The 20,368-nt window shown below is 56.5% G+C and carries 18 protein-coding genes and 1 pseudogene; 10 read left to right on the plus strand and 9 right to left on the minus strand.

Annotated elements, in window-relative coordinates; all coding sequences use genetic code 11:
• Window positions 1–26: 26 nt before the first annotated feature.
• The gene (locus O4G22_RS05965) at window positions 27–887 is read right to left on the minus strand and encodes a PEP-CTERM sorting domain-containing protein (protein WP_290488958.1); all 861 of its coding nucleotides are present in this window, start codon (window positions 885–887) and stop codon (window positions 27–29) included.
• Window positions 888–1,346: 459 nt separating this feature from the next.
• On the opposite strand from O4G22_RS05965, the gene ilvC reads away from it, so the two are divergent.
• The 4 genes from ilvC (at window position 1,347) to O4G22_RS05985 (ending at window position 5,501) form a co-directional block, all read left to right on the plus strand.
• On the plus strand, window positions 1,347–2,327 hold the full coding sequence (gene ilvC / locus O4G22_RS05970; RefSeq protein ID WP_345784514.1) for a ketol-acid reductoisomerase: 981 nt from the start codon (window positions 1,347–1,349) through the stop codon (window positions 2,325–2,327).
• Between the two features lie 99 nt (window positions 2,328–2,426).
• Entirely contained in the window at window positions 2,427–3,224 is a 798-nt protein-coding gene (locus tag O4G22_RS05975) for an ABC transporter ATP-binding protein (protein WP_306702415.1), read from the plus strand.
• Between the two features lie 6 nt (window positions 3,225–3,230).
• Window positions 3,231–3,926 carry a FadR/GntR family transcriptional regulator gene (locus O4G22_RS05980; protein WP_290488953.1) on the plus strand — a complete coding sequence of 232 codons (696 nt, stop codon included), beginning with the start codon at window positions 3,231–3,233 and terminating at the stop codon, window positions 3,924–3,926.
• A gap of 267 nt (window positions 3,927–4,193) precedes the next feature.
• Window positions 4,194–5,501 carry a sulfatase-like hydrolase/transferase gene (locus tag O4G22_RS05985; RefSeq protein ID WP_306702416.1) on the plus strand — a complete coding sequence of 436 codons (1,308 nt, stop codon included), beginning with the start codon at window positions 4,194–4,196 and terminating at the stop codon, window positions 5,499–5,501.
• Window positions 5,502–5,611: 110 nt separating this feature from the next.
• Here the strand turns inward: O4G22_RS05985 and O4G22_RS05990 are convergent, their stop codons facing one another.
• Both O4G22_RS05990 and eno read right to left on the minus strand, forming a co-directional pair.
• Window positions 5,612–5,980: an FtsB family cell division protein gene (locus tag O4G22_RS05990; RefSeq protein ID WP_022197005.1), complete on the minus strand. Its 369-nt coding sequence runs from the start codon at window positions 5,978–5,980 to the stop codon at window positions 5,612–5,614.
• 28 nt (window positions 5,981–6,008) lie between these two features.
• Window positions 6,009–7,289 (minus strand): phosphopyruvate hydratase, encoded by a 1,281-nt coding sequence (gene eno / locus O4G22_RS05995; protein WP_297405537.1) that lies wholly within the window; start codon window positions 7,287–7,289, stop codon window positions 6,009–6,011.
• A 431-nt stretch (window positions 7,290–7,720) separates the two neighbouring features.
• Between eno and O4G22_RS06000 the strand changes: the two are divergent.
• The 3 genes and pseudogenes from O4G22_RS06000 (at window position 7,721) to O4G22_RS06010 (ending at window position 11,978) form a co-directional block, all read left to right on the plus strand.
• Window positions 7,721–8,961: pseudogene (locus O4G22_RS06000) on the plus strand (LL-diaminopimelate aminotransferase).
• A 282-nt stretch (window positions 8,962–9,243) separates the two neighbouring features.
• Window positions 9,244–10,311 carry an FAD:protein FMN transferase gene (locus O4G22_RS06005; RefSeq protein WP_306702417.1) on the plus strand — a complete coding sequence of 356 codons (1,068 nt, stop codon included), beginning with the start codon at window positions 9,244–9,246 and terminating at the stop codon, window positions 10,309–10,311.
• 65 nt (window positions 10,312–10,376) lie between these two features.
• Entirely contained in the window at window positions 10,377–11,978 is a 1,602-nt protein-coding gene (locus O4G22_RS06010) for a glycoside hydrolase family 27 protein (protein ID WP_306702418.1), read from the plus strand.
• Between the two features lie 346 nt (window positions 11,979–12,324).
• Here O4G22_RS06010 and O4G22_RS06015 read toward each other — a convergent pair whose 3' ends face one another.
• The gene (locus O4G22_RS06015; RefSeq protein ID WP_012420228.1) at window positions 12,325–12,549 is read right to left on the minus strand and encodes a hypothetical protein; all 225 of its coding nucleotides are present in this window, start codon (window positions 12,547–12,549) and stop codon (window positions 12,325–12,327) included.
• Between the two features lie 200 nt (window positions 12,550–12,749).
• The gene (gene rpmB, locus O4G22_RS06020; RefSeq protein ID WP_012420229.1) at window positions 12,750–13,013 is read right to left on the minus strand and encodes a 50S ribosomal protein L28; all 264 of its coding nucleotides are present in this window, start codon (window positions 13,011–13,013) and stop codon (window positions 12,750–12,752) included.
• A gap of 452 nt (window positions 13,014–13,465) precedes the next feature.
• Here rpmB and O4G22_RS06025 point away from each other — a divergent pair, with 452 nt between their 5' ends.
• A complete protein-coding gene (locus O4G22_RS06025; protein ID WP_306701263.1) occupies window positions 13,466–14,467 on the plus strand; it encodes an MDR family NADPH-dependent oxidoreductase in 1,002 nt (333 codons plus the stop codon).
• A gap of 194 nt (window positions 14,468–14,661) precedes the next feature.
• Here the strand turns inward: O4G22_RS06025 and ruvX are convergent, their stop codons facing one another.
• From ruvX to O4G22_RS06045, 4 genes are read right to left on the minus strand one after another with little or no spacing between them, the layout of a single operon-like run.
• On the minus strand, window positions 14,662–15,087 hold the full coding sequence (gene ruvX / locus O4G22_RS06030; protein ID WP_306701264.1) for a Holliday junction resolvase RuvX: 426 nt from the start codon (window positions 15,085–15,087) through the stop codon (window positions 14,662–14,664).
• Complete coding sequence (locus tag O4G22_RS06035) at window positions 15,084–16,142, minus strand: mannose-1-phosphate guanylyltransferase (protein WP_094135907.1); 1,059 nt, start codon at window positions 16,140–16,142, stop codon at window positions 15,084–15,086. The genes ruvX and O4G22_RS06035 overlap by 4 nt, the downstream gene beginning before the upstream one ends.
• 32 nt (window positions 16,143–16,174) lie before the next feature.
• A complete protein-coding gene (locus O4G22_RS06040; protein WP_094135908.1) occupies window positions 16,175–16,891 on the minus strand; it encodes an isoprenyl transferase in 717 nt (238 codons plus the stop codon).
• Window positions 16,892–16,913: 22 nt separating this feature from the next.
• Window positions 16,914–18,755 carry a DNA topoisomerase IV subunit B gene (locus tag O4G22_RS06045; RefSeq protein WP_306701265.1) on the minus strand — a complete coding sequence of 614 codons (1,842 nt, stop codon included), beginning with the start codon at window positions 18,753–18,755 and terminating at the stop codon, window positions 16,914–16,916.
• Between the two features lie 124 nt (window positions 18,756–18,879).
• Between O4G22_RS06045 and ispE the strand changes: the two genes are divergently transcribed.
• Window positions 18,880–19,728: a 4-(cytidine 5'-diphospho)-2-C-methyl-D-erythritol kinase gene (ispE, locus tag O4G22_RS06050; protein WP_306701266.1), complete on the plus strand. Its 849-nt coding sequence runs from the start codon at window positions 18,880–18,882 to the stop codon at window positions 19,726–19,728.
• A 63-nt stretch (window positions 19,729–19,791) separates the two neighbouring features.
• Window positions 19,792–20,358, plus strand: coding sequence for a hypothetical protein (locus tag O4G22_RS06055; protein ID WP_306701268.1), 567 nt, complete (start codon window positions 19,792–19,794; stop codon window positions 20,356–20,358).
• Window positions 20,359–20,368: the final 10 nt, after the last annotated feature.

The raw sequence follows: 20,368 nt of genomic DNA on the forward strand, positions 1-20,368 counted from the left end.
TCAGGTCTCTTCGCCTGGATGGCGGGTTAGCAGCGCCGCCGCCAGCAAAGCACCGTCATTCCTGCCATGAAGAGGAGGGAAGAAGCTGGTTCCGGGACATTGTCCTGCGTGTGGTAAAGAAATTCTACCCCAAAAATCCTCCACTCGCTTCCGTTCAACTTCATGTAATAATTGGTAGAGGAGCTTCCTCCTCCCTGTCCTTCCTCGTAGCGGGCTGTAACAGAACCATTGTTCAGTCCTCCCGGGCTGTCAGAGTCTGTAAAATAAAGGGAAGTCACGTTGAATTCCCCTCCATAGTTGGTGTAGTCCGCACCCCAAAGGGCGACGGAATGACCTCCTGTCTGATTATTGAGCATGAGAGACATGCCATAACCGTTCTTTATCCCGTACAGCAGAGCTTCCGAGATGGACATGTAGGCTCCCAGCCCCGGAGCCACCCATGGACAGGTGTTGACTGGTATGAAATCCGTGGAATAGGAAAATTTGTTGCAGGCTGTATAATCAGCGATTAATTTGCATTCCGTTTTATAAACGTCCCGGCAGTAGGAAGTCCATGTGCTCCGAGCTGTCGTCGTTGTCCAGTTGGTGTAGGAACACATTTTGTCGTACATTTCGTACATTTCATCCCCGGTCATTGCGGCTCCCTCTTTGGTATTGCGCCACCATGCCATGACGCTGGCCGCGCTGGCGGCGCTGCACATGGCGGAGTCGTCGTATTTATAATCCGTAATGTTGTGTTTTTTTACGCTGACCCATCCGGAGTCAGCGGAAACGCCGGGCAGAAAGATTGTTCCGGATGTCTGGAGGGTAAAATCTTCTCCCAGAGATATCAGGGCCGACCCTGCAAGGAAGAGCAGGCTTTTTGCGAAAAGAGAGCAGAGATTCATAGATTCAAAAGGAAATATATTCATTTATTTTTTTAATCAAACAGTTTTTGCCGTTGATCGCCCGGAGGGCCGGATGCGAACCATGCGCCGGATATTTTCCGGATCAGGGCAGGACTTTTTTTTGATTCATGGCGGCCAGAGAATGCGGAAAGAAAATTTATTTTGCGTGGATTGAGCGTTCATCCCGGAATGAATAGAAAGGGTTTGCGGGTACGATGTTTTTCCCCGGAGAGGGGATTGGTGCGGGACGGTTTTCTTTTATGGAGCGCCGGGCAAGGAGCGCTGGATTCCGGTTTCTGCCGTTTCGGGGAAGGGGGGCTGCGTGCGGGCGGACGCCCGCTGTTCCGTGGAAATATTCCGGCGTCCGCGGGAATGTGCTTGCAATCAGCATGAAGTGATGTATGTTGCATTCATCCAAACATTGGATGTTTGGATGAATTACTTAAAGAAGGAGTAACAATGGATATTATTCATGACAACGCCGCTGATCTCAGCGCATTGAACGGCAAGACCGTTGCCGTGATCGGGTATGGCGCCCAGGGCCGCGCCCAGGCACTTTGCATGCGTGATTCCGGTGTGAACGTGATTATTGGCGTTCGCCCCGGCAAGTCTTTTGACGCCGCCGCCCAGGACGGATTCCAGGTGATGAGCGTCGCGGAAGCCGCCGAAAAAGCGAACATCATTCACATTCTGCTGCCGGATGAAAGCCACGGCGCCGTGTATGAAGCTGAAATCAAGCCCTACCTGAAGGCCGGCAAGACGCTTTGCTGCTCCCATGGCTTTGCGTATGTTTTCAATACCATCGTCCCCCCTGCGGATGTGGATGTAATCATGGTGGCCCCCAAGGGGCCGGGCACGGAAGTGCGCCGCGTATTTGAAGAAGGGTTCGGCTGCCCCGGCCTGATTGCCGTGCATCAGAACCCCTCCGGCAAGGCCCGTGAGGTGGCTCTCGCCATGGCCAAGGCTGAAGGCCTGACCCGCGGCGGCGTGCTGGAATGCACCATGGCCCAGGAAACGTATGAAGACCTGTTCGGTGAACAGAACGTCCTGTGCGGAGGTCTGGTGGACCTGATGAAGTACGGCTTTGAAACCCTGACGGAAGCCGGCTACCCGCCGGAAATGGCCTATTTTGAATGCGTGCATGAAGCCAAGCTCATTGTGGACCTGATTTACAACGGCGGTATTCAGAAGATGAACTCCGTGATTTCCAACACGGCCGAATTCGGCGAATATTACAACGGCCCGCAGATCCTGCCCGCAGAGGTGAAGGAACGCATGAAGGAATCCCTCAAGCGCATTGAATCCGGCAAGTTCGCCAAGGACTGGCTGGAAGAAGCAGCCAAGGGCGCTCCCAACCTCAAGGCCAAGCGCGAAGCCCTGGGCCAGCACCCGGTGGAAATCGTGGGCGCCAAGATCCGTAGCCTGTTTGAAAGGAACTAAGGTTTCTTTTACCTGGAACGCGTGCCGTTCCGCCGCATTCCGGCGGAACGGCACGGATATTCCCGGGCTTTTCCCGGAAATCCGTCATTTGTTCAGTTTATGGAGCACGCATCGCCGGCCGTCAATGTGGAAAACGCCAGGGTATACCTGGGCGGGCACGAAATCCTGCACAATATTTCCTGGCAGGTGCAGCGTGGAGAACGTTGTTTTATTCTGGGGGCCAACGGCGCTGGAAAGACAACGCTGGTCAAGGTGCTGATGGGGTTTGCGTGGCCGTTCTTCGGGGCCAGGGTGCAGGTTCTGGGCAAGACCTTCGGGCACGTGAACCTGCTGGAGCTGCGCAAGTCCATTGCGTGGGTGAGCCCGTTCATGCACAAATGGCTGGAGGATGGCTCCTGGAACGGGCGCGACATGGTGCTTTCCGGCCCGGACGGCACGATCGGCCTCCTGAGAGCGCCGACGCCGGAAGAGGAGGAAAAAGCGGCGGGAATCATGAAATCCCTGAAAGCGGAGCATTTGATGGACAGGCCGGTGGCGGCCATGTCTTCCGGGGAACAGGTGAAAGTGCTGATTGCCCGGGCTCTGATGACGAACCCGGAACTGATGATTCTGGACGAACCCAGCGTTTACCTGGATTTGGCAGGGCGGGAATTTTTGCTGAAAACCATTGAAGAACTGGCTGAAACGAGACCTGACCTGACCATCGTGTTCATTACCCAGCGCATTGAAGATATCCTCCCTGTATTTGACCGCGGCATGATTTTAAAATCCGGGGAGATCGTAGCGTATGGAAGCCGGGACGAGGTGCTGACGGAAGAAAACCTGAAAGACGCTTTTGAGCTGGATATCCAGTTAATCAAGACGGAAAAAGGGCGTCTCTGGACCGTTATCCGCTAATTTTTCATGAAGCAGTCCAAGACAATGGAGCTGAAGAAACCGGTGCGCGTGTCCCTGGCCCGCCAGGTGCTCACCGCCATGGAATCCATGATACGGTCCGGCAAATGGAAGGTTGGAGACCGCATTCCCGCGGAAGCGGAACTGGCACGCGCCTTTTCCGTCAGCCACAACACCATCCGTGAAGCCCTTCAATCCCTGATTCACATGGGGATGCTGGAGGCGCGCCCCGGGGACGGCACATATGTGATGGCGTCAGACCGCTTTGCCGTCGCGGTGAGCAATCGCCTCAAGGAATCCGATCTGCCCCAGATTCTGGAGGCCCGGCTGGCTTTGGAAAAGGAAATTGCGCGGCTGGCCGCCGTTAAAAGGACGGATGAAGATTTGAAGGAGCTGGAAAATGCCCTGCAGGACTGCCACGGCAGGGTAAGGCCGGGCATTGAAGATGACATGCTGTTTCATGCCGCCGTGGCCCGCGCCACGCATAATCCGGTGCTCTCGGAATTGTACAACGTGGTTATCCGCCATGTGCAGGAGAATCTGGAAAGGCTGCTTCAGGAGAAGCAATATGACGCCGGCGCCATGAAGCTGCATGACGACCTTCTCGCAGCCATCAGAAAGCGGGAGGCGGATGAAGCGGAGAATATTATTGTGAAGATTGTGGAATTTGACACCGTCAGCATAGGCGGATCATTCATTTCCTGAATTGCCGGCAAGGAGGATGACGCTGCGGAAGCGGGGCTGTTCCTTTTTATTTCCCGGCGTTTTTCTTGCCAACGGGCCTTCCGGCAAACGCTTCCGGGAACCAGACGCTTGTCTGCCGGATAAAAAGCGGGAATGTTTTTTTGATTGATAGGGCGGCTAAGACACGTAGATGGACGTATGATGAAGAGGGTACGCCTTTTGTTGATTCTGTGCGGTTTGTTTTGCGGAACAGCAGTTGCGCAGCCCCGCTTTTCCACACCCCCGAACATGATTGTCATTCTGGCGGATGACCTGGGTTATGGGGATTTGGGCTGTACGGGTTCCAGGCAGATTAAAACGCCCTCCCTTGACCGGCTGGCCAAGGAGGGCGTGTTCTGCTCCCGGGCGTATGTGACGGCGCCGATGTGTTCCCCCTCCCGCATGGGATTGCTGACGGGGCGTTTCCCCAAGCGTTACGGCATCACGACGAATCCCAATATCCAGATGGATTATCTTCCGGAGTCCCACTACGGGCTGCCGCAGACGGAGAAATTGATTCCGGAGTATTTGACCCCCTGCGGATACCGGAGCGCGGTGTTCGGCAAGTGGCATCTTGGCCATACGAAGGGATACACGCCGCCGGAACGCGGTTTTACGCATTGGTGGGGGTTCCTGGGCGGTTCCCGGCATTATTTCCCCGTGAAGAAGGAGGCTGAAGGCCTGAATCCCTCCGTGATTGTATCCAATTTTACGGATAAGACGGACATCACCTACTTGACGGACGATATTACAGACCGGGCGGTTGAGTTTCTTCAGGAAGCCGGAAAGGATAAGAAACCGTTTTTCATGTTCGTTTCTTACAATGCCCCCCATTGGCCCAATGAAGCCAAGCCGGAGGATATTGCCAGATTCAAGAATGTGCAGGATGGGAAACGCCGGGTTTATTGCGCCATGGTGTATGCGATGGACAGGGGAATAGGCCGCATTCTGGATGCCTTGAAGGCGGACGGTTTGGAAAAGGATACCATCGTCGTCTTTCTGTCGGACAATGGAGGCGCTCCGGAGGCTCCCGCCTGCAATGCGCCGTTTCGGGGGGCCAAGAGGCAGCATTTTGAGGGAGGCATTCGCGTGCCTTTTATTATCAGATATCCGGCGGACAAGCGTCTGGTCCCCGGAAGCGTTTGCCGGCAGCCCGTTTCTTCCGTTGATTTGCTTCCCGCTCTGTTGAAGGCGAATGGCCGTCAAATTCCCGGAAAGCTGGACGGCATGGATATTCTGGAGCTGGTGGGGAACAGGGGCGCTCCCGTTCCGCGCACCTTTTTCTGGTGCACGGATTATACGTCCGCTGTGCTGGACGGGGATATGAAGTACCTGCTGGCGCCGGACCGCGCTCCGCAGTTTTACAATGTGGCGGATGATCCCCAGGAGCAGAAGGATTTGTATTTTTCCAGGCATCAGGATGCGGATTCTTTCGCCAAAAAGCTGGGAACATACCTGACGACGACGCCTGCATGCCGTTTCCCTGACAGCATCAGCTGGTCCGCCAAATTGATGAGGGAGCATGACAAGACAGAACCGGACAGGCAGCCTGAATAAGGCCGCACTGGCTTTGTCCCGTATTCCGCCTTGCATACCAGCGTTTGGGAACCAACCACGGCGGGAGAGAAACAGGAACCGCGCACAAGTTTTTTCTGCTGAAAAACGCTTTATTTCAGTCGCTTGGGTTCCGCAATGCGGAGAATGTGCTCCCCGGGAAGAGCCAGGTTGCCTTTATCCCGGGCAATCATTTCAAAGTAGTGTGGATCCTGTGAGATCCAGATGAATTCGTTTTTTGCCTGTTCCATCTGCTCCCTGGATTTTTCCAGATGAGCCTGAAGGAAGGAACGTTCATGCTCCAGGGAGCGCAGATCTTTCCATGGCTTGAAACACACCAGGGAAAGCAACATCGTCAGGCACAGCGCCAGGACAATGGCAAAGAGGCGCAGGGCTCTCTGGACGATCAGGGCACGTTTCTCCCGGCGGATTTCAAGCTCCGCCAAGGTAAAACGGTGGTAGTAGCGGCGTCTCCAGAGCATTCCTTGCAGTCAAACGACACATTTTTGATCATAGAATATGAATTTTGCCACCATAAATTGCGTCATCCCCTAATTCTTCCTCAATTCTAAGCAATTGATTGTACTTAGCCATACGGTCGGAGCGGCTTAGGGAGCCGGTTTTGATTTGCCCCGCGTTCGTCGCTACGGCAATATCCGCAATAGTGGCGTCTTCCGTTTCCCCGGAGCGGTGGGAGATGATGGCGGAGTATTTATTGTCCTTGGCCAGTTCCACCGTATCCAGCGTTTCCGTCAGGGAACCTATCTGGTTGACTTTCACCAGAACGGCGTTCGCCACATGGCGGGAAATGCCCTGATTCAGGAATTCCACATTCGTCACGAACAGGTCGTCCCCTACCAGCTGGGTGTTGCCGCCCATGGCTTTAGTAAGCTGTTCCCAGCCCTGCCAGTCGTTTTCCGCACAGCCGTCCTCAATGGAAATGATGGGGTATTTTTTCTGGAGTTCCTGATAGTAGGCCGTCAGTTCCTCCGCCGTTCTGCCCATGCCGTCCGATTTTTTGAAGACGTACAGGTTCCGGGAGGGATCGTAGAACTCGGAGGAAGCCACGTCCAGGGCAATGAAGATATCCGTGCCCAAGGCATACCCCGCCCGTTTTACGGCCTGTGCAATGCATTCCAGGGCGTCGTCCGCGGATTTCAGGGCCGGGGCGAATCCCCCTTCATCCCCCACGGCAGTAGAAAGGCCGCGGTCATGCAGCACCTCCTTGAGCGCATGGAAAACTTCCGCTCCGTAGCGCAGGGATTCCCGGAAAGTGGGAGCCCCCTTGGGCATGATCATGAATTCCTGAAAGTCGATGGGGGAGTCCGAATGGGCCCCTCCGTTGATGATGTTCATCATGGGAACGGGCAAAACTTTGGCGTTCGGTCCGCCCAGGTATTTGAAAAGGGGAAGGTTGAGCTGAATGGCGGCGGCTTTCGCCACGGCCAGGGAGACGCCCAGGATGGCATTGGCCCCCAGGCGGGATTTATTGGGCGTGCCGTCCAGGTCGATCATGATTTTGTCAATGGCCGGCTGAAGGGTGGCATCGTGCCCTGATATTTCCGGGGCAATGATTTTATTGATGTTTTCCACTGCTTTGAGGACGCCCTTGCCTCCGTAGCGCCTGGCGTCCCCGTCCCGGAGTTCCCAGGCTTCATGCTCTCCGGTGGAGGCTCCGCTGGGGACGGATGCGCGTCCGATAGCTCCGCCGGCCAGGGCTACGTCCACTTCCACGGTGGGATTGCCCCGGGAGTCGATAATTTCACGGCCGCGGACGTCGATGATTTCCATTTCATTCATGATCATAAGATTTTTTCTTGTTCTTTTTAGACAGGGAAACGGGTTTTTCCGTTCCGGAGAAGTCTGTCATGTCCCTGGAAGTTCCGGTTTCAAAAGCAGGACTGGCGCAGAACGGGGGATGAAGCTTGCCGGCGTCTTCAGGACCATGATGCCCCGCAGAGTGAAGGTTTTTTCTTGCCGGGCATCTGTCTGCCCGTTTTTGGGAATCTTGCCCGGAAAGAAACTCAGGGAAATCAGGGAAGACAAGACGTTTGATGAGGAGCATGAAATGCAGAGGGACAGGAGCAGCCGCTTTGGCACGGCGGAAACAGCATCAGGGAAAGACGCGCCGTTTCGTGACGCAGGGAAGGACGGCATGCCGGAAAGGGGCCTTGATTCCGTCCCGTTCCGGGTATGGAATAAAAGTGCTTACTACTAAAACCATGCCTAACATTAACGATAACTTCCTCAAGTTGCAGGCGGGATATTTGTTCCCGGAAATAGGGCGCCGCGTACATGCGTTTGCCGAATCCCATCCGGAGGCGGCCAAAAGGCTGATTCGCTGCGGCATCGGCGATGTGACGGAGCCGCTTCCCATGGCGGCTATTGAAGCCATGCACCTGGCCGTGGATGATTTGTCCACTCATGAACGTTTTCACGGCTACGGTCCGGAGCAGGGGTATTTCTGGCTGAGGGAGGCGATCGCCAAAAAAGCCTATCAGGTTCACGGCGTGCATGTGGAGGTGGACGAGATTTACGTGTCTGACGGAGCCAAATGCGACACGGGAAACATTCTGGATATTTTCGGGCCCGGCAACAAAATCGCCGTGCCGGACCCGGTTTATCCCGTATATGTAGATACCAATGTCATGGCCGGGAATACCGGGAGTTCCAGCCCGGATGGTTCTTATGAAGGGCTGGTGTATCTGCCGTGCACTCCGGAAAATAATTTTGTGCCGCAATTGCCGGATGAGCATGTGGATTTGATTTACCTGTGCTTCCCGAACAATCCCACCGGGGCTGTAGCTTCCCGGAATGAACTGCTGAAATGGGTGGAATACGCCCGGGCTAACCATGCCATTATTCTTTATGATTCCGCTTATGAGGCTTTCATACAGGATTCTTCCATACCCAGATCCATTTTTGAAATTTCCGGCGCGCGGGATTGCGCCATTGAGTTCCGTTCCTTCTCCAAGCAAGGGGGCTTTACAGGGGTGCGCTGCGGCTACGTGGTGATTCCCAGGGAATTGCACGGACATGATTCCGAAGGGAACAAAGTTTCTATCAGCCGGCTCTGGAGCCGCCGCACCAGCACGAAATTCAACGGCGCTTCCTATATTGTCCAGCGGGGCGCCGCGGCTCTGTTCACCATGGAGGGCATGGCCCAGACCGCCGCGCTCATCAGCCATTACCTGGGGAATGCTTCGCTTCTGCTGAATGCCTGCCGCCAGGCGGGCATGCGCGTGTGGGGCGGGGAAAACGCCCCTTATGTATGGGTACAGTGTCCGGACGGTCTGGACAGCTGGCAAATGTTTGACAAGATGCTGCATGAGGCGAATGTGGTTATTACGCCCGGTTCCGGTTTCGGTTCCAGGGGGAAGGTTTCTTCCGCATTTCCGCGTTTAATTCACGGGAAAACGTGGAGGAAGTCTGCCGCCGCATTCATAGCCTGTTTGCCAGATAGAAGGGCGTTTCCGGACAGATTGTCCAGGCCGCGGTGTCCTGCGCCGCGGCCTGTGCATTTCTTCCCGGGTGGATTGATGGCCGCGGCATTGTATTTTCCCGCCGGGAGGGGAACTCCTGTAAAAAGTCCCTTTGCCTTGCTTACGGCTTGGTTCCGGGAAAGCGCGGATGCCGTTTTCAAGTGATGGAATTCCAGTCAAGGGACGCATCCTATGGCATATTCGGCCCTTGCCCCCGTTCATTTGTACGGAGTAGGTTGTTGCTTATGTCCCCGCGGGTGCGCATGAGTTCCTTTTTCCGGCAGGCCGTTTTTCCTGCATGTTGCGCCTGTCTGCTGTCTGCTGCCGGCGCCGTCCGGGGACAGGAAGGGGGCATGGAGCTTCCTTCTGTGGAGCCGCTTTCCTGCGCGCATGCCCCGGATGGGAGGGTAACGGTTCGGGGGGCGGTTATGGGTACGGTATTCACGGTGCGCGCTTATCCCGGGAGCGGCATGGACGCGGAAGAGGCGGAGAAGATTTGCAGGGAGGCTCTGGCCTGTGCCGTCCATTGGGAAAAAGTGATGTCCGCCATGGATGCGGAAAGCGGTCTGGCCCGGCTTAATGCTGCGGAATACGGCATTTCCGTACCTGTTTCTCCGGAATTGGAAAGGGTGCTTCTTCTGGCCCTGGATTATGCCCGGCTGACGAACGGCGCTTTTGATCCCACGCTGGGGCCCTGCATCCGTCTGTGGAAAAAGAGCCGCCGCCTTGGCATTCTTCCGTCCAGCGAGGAACGGGAATGCGCGCTCCGGGCATGCGGATGGGAAAAGTTGTCCGTCCGTCAGGGAATGGCGGTCAAGGCGGTTCCTGGAATGAGGCTGGATTTGGGAGGCATGGGCAAGGGCTTTGCCTTGGACCGGATGGCGGAGCTGTTGACAACAAGGGGAGTATGTTCTTTTTTCATGGACAGCACCAGCGATGTTCTGGCTGGCGCTTCTCCTCCCGGGGAGCCGGGATGGCGGCTGCTGGTGGATACGGGAAATGGGCAGGGGGAAGTGTTGCTGTTGAGCCATGCGGCCGTTTCCACCTCCGGGAGCGCCCGTCAGATGGTGAAGATTGGCGGGAAAGCGTATTCCCACGTGCTTGATCCCCGGTCGGGGCTGGGCGTTACGGAAGGGAGGCAGGTGAGCGTCCGGGCGTCTTCCGCCGCGCTGGCGGATTCCCTGGCGACGGCAGGGTGTGTGATGCGTGAGGATCATTTCCGTTCCCTGACGGGCGGATTGCCGGGAGTGTCCGTTCCGGCTTTTTTTCAAAGTCCGCCATGTTCTACGGAGGAAACGCGGAAACGGGACGGCTTGCGGAAAGAGGGATGAATGGGGCCAATGAAAGGAATGGCAAAGCAACGACGTTTTTAAGGTACACCTTAATAACCCCGTTTATGAGATTGTGCCGTTTTTTACTTCCTGCCGTTGTCGGCGCCGCCGTATCCGCCTCCTTTGGGGCAGAGTTCCCCAATCCCTATCCTGCGCCCGCTTCCGGCGTCCGCCTGACTCCTGAAACTCCCCTTTCTCCCTCCATTAATGGCGCCCGTATCGTCGGGGCCGCCCCCGGCTCCCGCATGCTGTTCCAGATTCCCGTTTCCGGGGAGCGGCCCATGAAGATTCAGGCAGCAGGGCTTCCCCCGGGCCTGAAGATGGATTCGCGCGGATTGATTGCGGGTACCGTCCCGGCCGGGAAGAGGGAATACAAGGTAAATATTCAGGCTTCCAACAGGCATGGGAAGGACGTGAAAGAGCTGATTCTGAAGGTGGGGAACGAATTGTGCCTGACTCCGCCCATGGGCTGGAGCAGCTGGTATTCCTTCAGTGAGGCTGTAGGGCAGGAACATGTGCTGAAGACGGCCCGGCTTTTTGCGGAACGGGGACTGGTCAATCATGGCTGGACCTATATCAATATTGACGACTGCTGGCAGGGCAGACGCGGAGGGAAGTATGGAGCCATTCAACCCAATAAGCGTTTCCCTGACATGAAGGCCATGTGCGACGCTATTCACGCCATGGGCATGAAAGCGGGCATCTATTCCACGCCCTGGATGGGAACGTATGCCGGTTTTATCGGAGGGAGCGCGCCCAACGCCAAGTCGGACTACGGGGAAATGGCCATTCCGGAAAAGGAGCGCAAGCAGGAGGATCAGATTTTTGGGAGGTATCCGGGCGTTCATCGCAGAAAGGCGGATCATGTGGGAGCCGTCTGGCTGTTTGACCGTGACGCTAAACAATGGGCGGATTGGGGGTTCGATTATGTGAAGGTGGATTGGAACCCCAATGATGTGCCTACGACAAAGTGCATCCGCAAGGCGCTGGACGAGTCCGGAAGGGATATCGTGCTCAGCCTGTCCAATGCCGCTCCGTACGAACATGCGGAAGAGCTGGGCAAGCTGGCGAATTTATGGCGGACGACGGGGGATATCCAGGACCACTGGGGCAGCGTCAGCAGCATCGGTTTTTCCCAGGAACGCTGGCAGAAGCATATGCGCCCGGGACATTGGAATGACCCGGACATTCTCCAGATCGGAAAACTGGGCCAGCCCAACCAGCCCAACACCACATTTGTCCAGACGCGGCTGACTCCGGATGAACAGTACACCCATGTGACCCTGTGGTGCCTGCTGTCCGCTCCGCTCATTGTCTCCTGCGATTTGGAGCATATTGATTCGTTCACGATGGGGCTGCTTACCAATGACGAGGTGATAGCGGTGGATCAGGATCCGGCCGCCCGCCCCGCCCGTAAAGCGTGGAGCCAGGGGAATTTCCAGGTGTGGACGAAGGAGTTGTCCGACGGTTCCGTGGCGGCCGGTTTTTTCAATACCGGAAAGGAGAAAGGAATTTTGAAGGTGAATCTGAAGGAATTGGGGCTTTCCGGCGCGTATGAGGCAAGGGATCTCTGGAAACGCGCTGACCAGGGAACCGTGCAGGGGGAAATGGCGGTGGAATTGAACGGGCATGGAGCGTCCATGTTCCGGTTCAGCAAAAAGAAGTGACGGGAGGGAGGCAGGAGGTTTTGTATTTGTTCAGGGGCGGCGGGAACAGGCCGCTCCTGAACGTCTGTGGCAGGAGGGGGGAAACCGGCATCCAGAAGAAACGAGCCTTCTTTACAAAACCGCTTTTCTGCAATACCTGCGGCAGATTACCGGATTTCAAGGGGGATGCAGAATGAAGTTGCGAATGCCCCCTGTAACCGAATCTTGTACATCAATTCCGGCAGGTTCTTCCCGGAAAGAGAGCCTTTATTAGTTGTAATAATAAAGAACCGCTCCGGCAGACCCGGAACGGTTCTTATCAAAAGAGATTGATGTTGACTTGCCTTAATCTCTCCCGACAGCTTTTCTAGGCGGCGATGCCGAAATGCTGTTGAATGGAGGCGAAAATCTTGTCGCGGCGGGCGCGGGCTTTTTCAATGTCACGGGTTTTCAGCGAGAATCTCAGGCGTTCCGCCGTGGAGTCCGGCTTGTGAACCGTGACGTGGCACCACCACACCCCCCTGTTGTTCCACAGGTGGTGGTTGGGGTTGTCATCATTAATTCTAAGAGCGATTTTGGTTTGGGCTTTCATCTGTGTGATCTTTTCCAGTAGAGGACGTATTGTTTACGTCCGTTGGCATATTAATGTTTCAATAAAACCTTCAACTTGGAGGCGCCTCACTTAAGCAGATGATCCCTTGTCTTTTTGGACATCTTTTTCTGCCAGTTGCTCACCTCGTTGAAGCCTTAGAGTTCAAGTGGTGAAACAACGTTCAAAAAAAAGAATCTTTTTTACAGGAGACCTACCTTTTTAAGAGTGTTGTAAGCACCGTTCTTGTTGATCGTACGCAGGGCCTTGGCGGAAATCTTCATTTTCACGAATTGACCGAGTTCAGGAACCCAGATGCGCTTCTCCTGAAGGTTGGGGAAAACGGTACGATTGACAGTCTTAGTGACGTGACGACCAATACCGCCCTTTTTCTTGGCAAGACCGGAGCGATGGATACGACGACCTTTGTGAGGCATGGTACCTCTGATGATGCAAATTCGGGACATGGCAATCGAAGTTATTTGTTAATGCGAGAGAGAGAATCTAGCGTATTTTTGCCTAAGGTCAAGAACAACCGGACGAAAGCCCTGGAATTTATCCCGGACTGTGCGGAAGTATGCCTCTTCTTGCGTGAACTCCGGTTTTTTCTCCCATGATGAAGAGGGGCTGCAAAGGCGGCTGAGCTGAAAGCGGGGAGGGGCTGAGCCGGGAAGATAAACGGCATCGCGGATAAAAAGGGGAATGAGGCGTTTTTCCGTATTTTTCCCGCTCCGCTGTGGGAACAGGGGCAGACCGGATAGCCGGGTCGGATGAAGTCCTTTCACCGCAGGAAAAGTGCGGGACGCGGTAAAGATTACGCCCTGGGGTTTTCCCATGGCAATGGTATTATGGCTGACTGCTTCCGGGTAAAACGTATCCGGCGCTTGCACGGAGGGGCGTTCCATGAGAAAGTGAAAGCATGAGTGAGAATCATTATGCAGAGTTTTCCGAATGCAGCATGAAGCCCCAGGAGGTGCTGGAATACGTTTCCGGCTCCATTCCTGTTCCGGAGGAGGGAGAAGTTCTGGTCCGGATGAAGGCTGCCCCGATCAATCCGGCGGACATCAATTTTGTACAGGGAGTTTATGGTCTGAAGCCCGTACTGCCGCACTCCCGCGCCGGCCTGGAAGGCTGTGGCGTGGTGCAGGAGTCTCGCGCAGAGGGATTCCGTGAAGGAGATGAAGTGATTCTCCTGCGCGGCGTGGGTTCCTGGAGCGAGTATGTGGCGGTTCCCTCCGTGAATGTGATGAAACTTCCGGTGAAGGTGGATCCCGTCCAGGCGGCCATGCTGAAGGTGAATCCCCTGACCGCCCTGCGCATGCTGGAAGGGTTCGTTTCCCTGGAGCCGGGGGATTGGCTGGTGCAGAATGCCGCCAATTCCGGAGTGGGAAGGTGCATTATTCAACTGGCCCGTGAAATGGGCGTGAAGACAGTGAATTTTGTGAGAAGGCCGGATGAACTGAGGGATGAACTGACTGCGCTGGGCGCCGATCTGGTGGTGGGAGAGGATGACGGGGATGTGGTAAAGAATACGCTGGCCCGTCTGGATGGAAAGAGGCCTGTGCTGGCTTCCAACGCCGTGGGCGGAGAAAGCGCCCTGCGCCTGATGGATATGCTGGCTCCCGGCGGGAGCATGGTGACGTACGGGGCCATGAGCCGGAAGAGCATCAAGGTGCCGAACGGTTTTCTGATTTTCAAAGGTATTAAACTGGAAGGGCTGTGGGTGACTCAGTGGCTTAAGAATGCCCCTGTTTCAGAGATTGAGGCCGCCTATGACAAGCTGGCGCGCCTGATGGCGGACGGCAGGTTGAAGCAGGCCGTGGACACCGTTTATCCGCTGAGCGATGTGCGGAAAGCTGTGGAGAAGGCCCAGGAGGAGTTCCGCAGCGGCAAGGTGGTGCTGAGCATGGATTGCGCCTGATGCGCGGAAAGGGGGCTTTTGCGCTTTCCCGTACTGCGGAATGCTGGAAAGATGTTTTCAGCGTTCCGTGGTTGGGGGGCGTTGGCTGGCGGCGTTTTTTTGCCGGGGGGAACGGTTTTGCTCAGGAAACGGGAAGTAGGGAGTTCCGCAGGAGCGTAGAGCCGGGAAGGACGGAGCGTGCGCGCCGTTTGGCTTCAGCCCAGCGTGGAATCAAGCCAGGTGTTGAGTATTTCCACAGCGGCTACCTGGTCGATGATGGGGCGGAAATTTTTTGCCTTTTTGCCGGCGGCGTGCAGTTTTTCCTGGGCAATGACGGTGGTGAGGCATTCATCCATGAAGATCAGGGGAATGCCGGGAAGGGCTGCGGCCAGTTCCCTGCCGAAAGCGCGCACCTTGGCCGCGGCTGTTCCTTCCGTGCCGTCCATGCGGACGGGAAGACCCAGCACCAGAGTACGTATTCCCCGTTCCTGGACGAGTTGGACAATGCGGGAAATTCCGTCCGTCTGATGCCTGTGGATGGTTTCTACGGGATGGGCCATGATGCCCACGGGGTCCGTGGCGGCAATGCCGATGCGGGCTTCTCCGTAATCGATGCCCAGAGCGGGGTGCGGACTGGTCATCTGAGTTCGTCCGGCAGCTGGTTGACGATTTTCTTGATTTCGTCCGCCTTGTTTTTATCTGCAATGAGGATGGCGTCCGCCGTTTCCACCACAATCAGGTTTTCCACGCCCAGCAGGGCCACGTGTTTGTCTCCCTTCTGGGAGAAAACAATATTGCCGGAGGCGTTCTGCACGGTGATGTCCGTGTTGGTGGTGTTTTTATTGTGGGTTTCCAGATAGTTGGCTACGGAGATCCAGGAACCTACGTCGTCCCAGTCAAAGGTGGCTTCTATGTTCAGCACTCTGTCCGCATGCTCCATGAGCGCGAAGTCTATGGAAATGGGGGTGAGCGCCGGAAATTCTTCCCGGATGGTTTCCTGCGGAACCGGAGAATCGGCAACGTGTTCCACGAAGGAGGCCAGTTCCGGGCAGTGCTTGTCCAGCTGTTCGCACACGGCGGGAATGCTCCAGACGAACATGCCGGCGTTCCAGCAGAAATTGCCCCGGCTCAGGTAGGCTGCGGCCGTGGCCGTGTCCGGTTTTTCTCGGAATTGAATGACTTCACGGCAGGAACAGCCCGGAACGGAGTGGATTTCCTCTCCGCGTTCAATGTAGCCGTAGGAGGGGCAGGGCCAGGTAGGCTTGATCCCCACAGTGACAAGCGCTTTTTCCCTGGCAGCCGTGTCCATGGCGGCTTTCATCAGGGTGCGGAAGGATTCCTGGTCCTGAATGAGCTGGTCGGAGGGGATGACGAGCATGACTCCGTGCGGGTCCGCCGCCTTGATGAGTCCGATGCCCAGGGCGATGGCGGGAGCCGTGTCCCGGCGCACGGGTTCGGAAATGATGTTGTCCACGGGAATATCGTGGGCCTGGCGGCGCACTTCCGCTTCCTGCAGATGGTTAGTCAGGATAAAGATGTTTTGCCGTGGCACCAGCCCGTCCAGCCTGTCGATGGCCTGGCGGAGGAGGGTTCCTTCCCCGAACATGTTCAGGAGCTGTTTGGGGCGGTGGTCGCGGGAGAGGGGCCAGAAACGGGTTCCGCTGCCGCCGGCCAGAATAAGAGCGTATTGGTTCATGTCTGTTTCGCAGGAATGGGGGTTAAAGAGGGTCAGAGCGCTCCGAAACGGCGCTTTCTGCGGGAGTAGTCCAGCAGGGCGGCTTCCATGTCCCGGTCGCAAAAGTCCGGCCATAACGTGTCCGTCACGTAAATTTCCGCGTAGCTGATTTGCCACAGAAGAAAGTTGGAGACGCGCATTTCTCCGGAGGTGCGGATAAGCAGGTCCGGTTCCGGCATGCCGGCGGTGTCCAGATACTCGCTGAACAGGTTTTCCGTTACGGCGTCCGGATGGAGTTCTCCGCGGGAGACTTTTTCCGCTATTTTTCTGGCGGCGGCGGCGATTTCCCCACGGCTGCCGTAGGAAATGGCCAGAACCAGATTGAGCCTGGTGTTTCCCGAAGTGGCTTCCAGACTGTCCTGAAGCAGTTTCCGGGTGCGGGCGGGAAGACGGGAAAGGTCGCCTATGGCGTGGAGGCGCACGCCTTTTTCCATCATTTGGCGAAGGCGTTTTTTCAGAAATTCGTGCAGCAGGAGCATTAACGCGTGCACTTCCGTCTTCGGGCGGTTCCAGTTTTCCGAGGAAAAGGCGTAAAGAGTGAGCCAGGGAATATTGTGGGTTATGCAGAAGTCCGCACAGCGCTCCACTGTATCCGCTCCCGCCCGGTGGCCTGCCTGCCGCGGCAGATGACGGCTGTTTGCCCAGCGGCCGTTGCCGTCCATGATGCAGGCGATGTGAGTCGGCAGTTTTTCCTTGGGAATGGTAAGCATAGATAGGCGTTGCTCCGTTACTCTAGTCCATGACCGGATCCAGTTCAACACGCAAGTTTTTCAAGATGTATTCCTGTCTTTCCCGCGTGTTTTTTCCCATGTAGAAGGACAGCAGGTCTTTCACCTTGTGGGAGTCTTCCAGCCGGACGCGGTCCAGGCGCATTCCTTCCCCGATAAATGCCTTGAATTCCTGGGGGGAGATTTCTCCCAGGCCTTTGAACCGGGTAATTTCCGGATTTTTCCCCAGCAGGCTGATGGCTTCCTCCCTTTCTGCGTCCGAGTAGCAGTAGATGGTTTGCTGCTTGTTGCGCACGCGGAAGAGGGGCGTCTGGAGGATGAAGAGGTGCCCCTCCCGGATCAATTCCGGAAAGAACTGGATGAAAAATGTCATCAGCAGGATGCGGATGTGCATTCCGTCGTCATCGGCGTCCGTGGCGATGACTACTTTGTCGTAGCGCAGTTCCTCCAGACCGTTTTCAATGTTCAGGGCATGCTGGAGGAAGTTGAATTCCTCATTTTCATAGACGACTTTGCGGCTCATGCCGAAGGAGTTCAGCGGTTTGCCCCGGAGGGAGAAAACGGCCTGGGTTTCCGCGTCGCGCGCCGTCGTGATGGAGCCGGAGGCGGAGATGCCTTCCGTAATGAAGAGGGTGGTTTCACCGGCGCGGGAGTGCTTGGAGTTGTAATGCACCCGGCAGTCCCGGAGATTCTTGTTGTGAATTTTAGCCTTGCGGGCGTTTTCGCGCGCCAGTTTCTGGATGCCGGAGAGTTCCTTGCGGTCCCGTTCGGAGTCCTTGATCTTGGCTTCCAGGGCTTTGGCCGTCTCCGGGTTTTTGTGCAGGTAGTTGTCCAGCTCCCTGGCAATGAAGTTGCCCACAAAGGTGCGGATGGTTTCCCCTTCCGGGCTGATGGTGTTGGACCCCAGCTTGGTTTTGGTCTGGGATTCGAAAACGGGTTCCTTCACCTTGATGGAGATGGCGGCTACGAGGGAGGAACGGATGTCCCCTGCCTCATAATTTTTCTTGAAGAAGTCCCTCAGGGTTTTGACGATGGCTTCCCGGAATGCCGCCTGGTGGGTGCCTCCCTGGGTGGTGTGCTGCCCGTTGACGAAGGAGTAGTGCTCCTCCCCGTATTGGCCGCCATGGGTGAAGGCCACTTCAATGTCATGCCCTTCCAGATGGATGATGGGGTACAATGGTTCCTCGCTCATCGCTTCCGCAAGCAGGTCCAGCAACCCGTTTTTGGAGATGTAGCGGCGGCCGTTGAAATGCAGGGCCAGCCCTTTGTTGAGGTAGGAGTAGTATCTGCACATTTTTTCGATATACTCCGGCCGGAATTGCGTGGCCGCGGGAAAAATGTCCGGGTCCGCGTGGAACGCCGTTCGGGTGCCGTTGGGTTCCTCCGTGGCGCCGTCCTTCCGTCCCTTGGGGATTTCCTTTCCGCGGCAGAACTGGTAGGACCGCGTCTCCCCGTCGCGGTAGGCCTGGATTTCAAAAAAGTCGGCCAGGGCGTTGACCGCCTTGATGCCCACTCCGTTGAGGCCTACGGATTTTTTGAAGGCGTCGCTGTCATATTTGGCTCCGGTGTTGATTTTTGCGGCGCAGTCCAGCAGTTTGCCCAGTGGGATGCCGCGGCCGAAGTCGCGCACTTCGCACAGGCCGTCCGGAGTCACGTCAATGGTGATTTTTTTGCCGAACCCCATGACGAATTCGTCGATTGAGTTGTCGACGACTTCTTTCAGAAGGACGTAAATGCCGTCGTCCGGAGAAGCTCCATCACCCAGTTTGCCGATGTACATCCCCGGGCGCATGCGGATGTGTTCCCTCCAATCCAGGGTTTTGATGCTGTTTTCGTCGTAAGCCATGTGCAACGGGGTCGCGCTTATTATAGCGGCGCCCCCGGAATTTGCGAAGAAAAAATGAGGGGCCGTCCGTTTGCGTTCGATGGAGCTTGACCCGGAGGCCGTCCCTTGGTGGAATCCACGGCGTATGATCAGTTGCAAGGCTCCGTGCAAAGTGAACGTTTCCCTCCGCATTCTGGGAAAGAGGCCGGACGGCTTCCATGAGGTGGATACGGTGATGGTTCCCCTGGATTTGTGCGATGTGCTGGAGTTTTCCCCGGCGGCCCGTCTGGAAATGAGCTGTGACGCTCCGGGTGTGCCTCTGGATGAAAGCAACCTGATCATGAAAGCGGGACGTCTGATGGAGCGGGAGCTGGGAAGGCCCATGCCGTGGCATGTCCGCCTGGTGAAGAAGGTGCCCCATGGCGCGGGGCTGGGCGGCGGCAGCAGTGACGCCGCATGCGTGCTGCGCACCCTCAATGAGCTGGAACGCGGAGGTTTGTCCCGGGAGCGTCTGGCGGAGCTGGGCGGGGAAATCGGTTCCGACGTGGGGTTTTTCATTTATGGCGCGGCGAGCCGCTGCACCGGGCGCGGGGAGAAGGTGGAGCCTTTGCCGGAGTGGAAGGATTGGCGTCCCAGGATTGTCTTATTAAAGCCGTCGTTTGGTGTTTCCACGCCGGACGCCTACCGCCGCTGGTCCGGTTCCCGGGAATTGCCCGGCATTCCCTACGGGGAGCAGGATGTGGACGGCCATGTGCTGGTCAATGATCTGGAAAGGCCCGTATTTGAAAAGCATTTATTCCTGGCGGAAATGAAGCGCTGGCTGGTGGGGCGCCCCGGGGTGCGCGGCGCCATGATGTCCGGTTCCGGTTCCACCATGTTCGCCGTGGTGGAGGATGAAGGAGCCGGACGCGCGCTGATGGAGGATGCCGCCCGGGAGCTGGACCCCACTTTATGGATGTGGTCCGGCCTGGTGATGCAGGATGACGTGCGGTAAAAACATGATTCCGCGGAAGGCCTTGCCTTGACGGAGGGGGAGGCATGCCGTTACACTCCGTCCATGATTAAGAGTTTGTTGGCAGGCATGATGATGGCGGCCGTGTGCGCCGTCCAGGCCGGTGAATACGGGGACAGCGCCGTCCGGGCCGCCCGGGAGCTTTCCGGGGCGGTGAAGACGGGCGATATGATGTGGATGATTGAGAAGATGTACCCTCCCATGAAGAAGCAGCTTGTCGCTTCCTTTCCGGGCGGGGAGGCCTCTTTCATGGAAACCATGAGGGAAAAGATGCGGGCCGCCTCCGCCGTGATGAAGGAGCGCGGCATGGTGGTGGAGACGTATGAAATAGGCCAGCCTGCGGCGGAACATCTGGTGAAGGGCGGAAGCGAAGTTCTGGTGGTCCTTCCCACGCGGATGGTTATTTCCATGAAGCGTCCGGACGGGGTGCCCGTGAAGGTGGAGAATACCGGTGTTCTGGTGCTGGTGAAGGATTTGAAGGATAAGGGGCCCTGGACGTTCATCGACGCTTCCAGGATGAATGCGAACGGTCTGCGCTCCATGTTCTACGACTTGCCTGAAAAGGTGAATCTTCCGCCGGTTTCTTCCCGCCAGCTTCCCTTGGGCCAGTAGGGGGGCGTGT

It is taken from the genome of Akkermansia muciniphila (assembly GCF_030848305.1).
Classification (GTDB): domain Bacteria; phylum Verrucomicrobiota; class Verrucomicrobiia; order Verrucomicrobiales; family Akkermansiaceae; genus Akkermansia; species Akkermansia muciniphila_A.

Bases quoted from the DNA above. Each gene is read 5' to 3' on its own strand.
- O4G22_RS06035 (WP_094135907.1), bottom strand. From the start codon at position 16,142: ATGAACCAATACGCTCTTATTCTGGCCGGCGGCAGCGGAACCCGTTTC.
- ruvX (WP_306701264.1), bottom strand. From the start codon at position 15,087: ATGACCAGTCCGCACCCCGCTCTGGGCATCGATTACGGAGAAGCCCGC.
- O4G22_RS05985 (WP_306702416.1), top strand. From the start codon at position 4,194: ATGATTGTCATTCTGGCGGATGACCTGGGTTATGGGGATTTGGGCTGT.
- eno (WP_297405537.1), bottom strand. From the start codon at position 7,289: ATGGAAATCATCGACGTCCGCGGCCGTGAAATTATCGACTCCCGGGGC.
- ilvC (WP_345784514.1), top strand. From the start codon at position 1,347: ATGGATATTATTCATGACAACGCCGCTGATCTCAGCGCATTGAACGGC.
- O4G22_RS06055 (WP_306701268.1), top strand. From the start codon at position 19,792: ATGATTAAGAGTTTGTTGGCAGGCATGATGATGGCGGCCGTGTGCGCC.
- O4G22_RS05980 (WP_290488953.1), top strand. From the start codon at position 3,231: ATGAAGCAGTCCAAGACAATGGAGCTGAAGAAACCGGTGCGCGTGTCC.
- O4G22_RS06040 (WP_094135908.1), bottom strand. From the start codon at position 16,891: ATGCTTACCATTCCCAAGGAAAAACTGCCGACTCACATCGCCTGCATC.
- O4G22_RS05975 (WP_306702415.1), top strand. From the start codon at position 2,427: ATGGAGCACGCATCGCCGGCCGTCAATGTGGAAAACGCCAGGGTATAC.
- ispE (WP_306701266.1), top strand. From the start codon at position 18,880: ATGATCAGTTGCAAGGCTCCGTGCAAAGTGAACGTTTCCCTCCGCATT.
- rpmB (WP_012420229.1), bottom strand. From the start codon at position 13,013: ATGTCCCGAATTTGCATCATCAGAGGTACCATGCCTCACAAAGGTCGT.
- O4G22_RS06010 (WP_306702418.1), top strand. From the start codon at position 10,377: ATGAGATTGTGCCGTTTTTTACTTCCTGCCGTTGTCGGCGCCGCCGTA.
- O4G22_RS06045 (WP_306701265.1), bottom strand. From the start codon at position 18,755: ATGGCTTACGACGAAAACAGCATCAAAACCCTGGATTGGAGGGAACAC.
- O4G22_RS05965 (WP_290488958.1), bottom strand. From the start codon at position 887: ATGAATCTCTGCTCTCTTTTCGCAAAAAGCCTGCTCTTCCTTGCAGGG.
- O4G22_RS06015 (WP_012420228.1), bottom strand. From the start codon at position 12,549: ATGAAAGCCCAAACCAAAATCGCTCTTAGAATTAATGATGACAACCCC.
- O4G22_RS05990 (WP_022197005.1), bottom strand. From the start codon at position 5,980: ATGCTCTGGAGACGCCGCTACTACCACCGTTTTACCTTGGCGGAGCTT.
- O4G22_RS06005 (WP_306702417.1), top strand. From the start codon at position 9,244: ATGAGTTCCTTTTTCCGGCAGGCCGTTTTTCCTGCATGTTGCGCCTGT.
- O4G22_RS06025 (WP_306701263.1), top strand. From the start codon at position 13,466: ATGAGTGAGAATCATTATGCAGAGTTTTCCGAATGCAGCATGAAGCCC.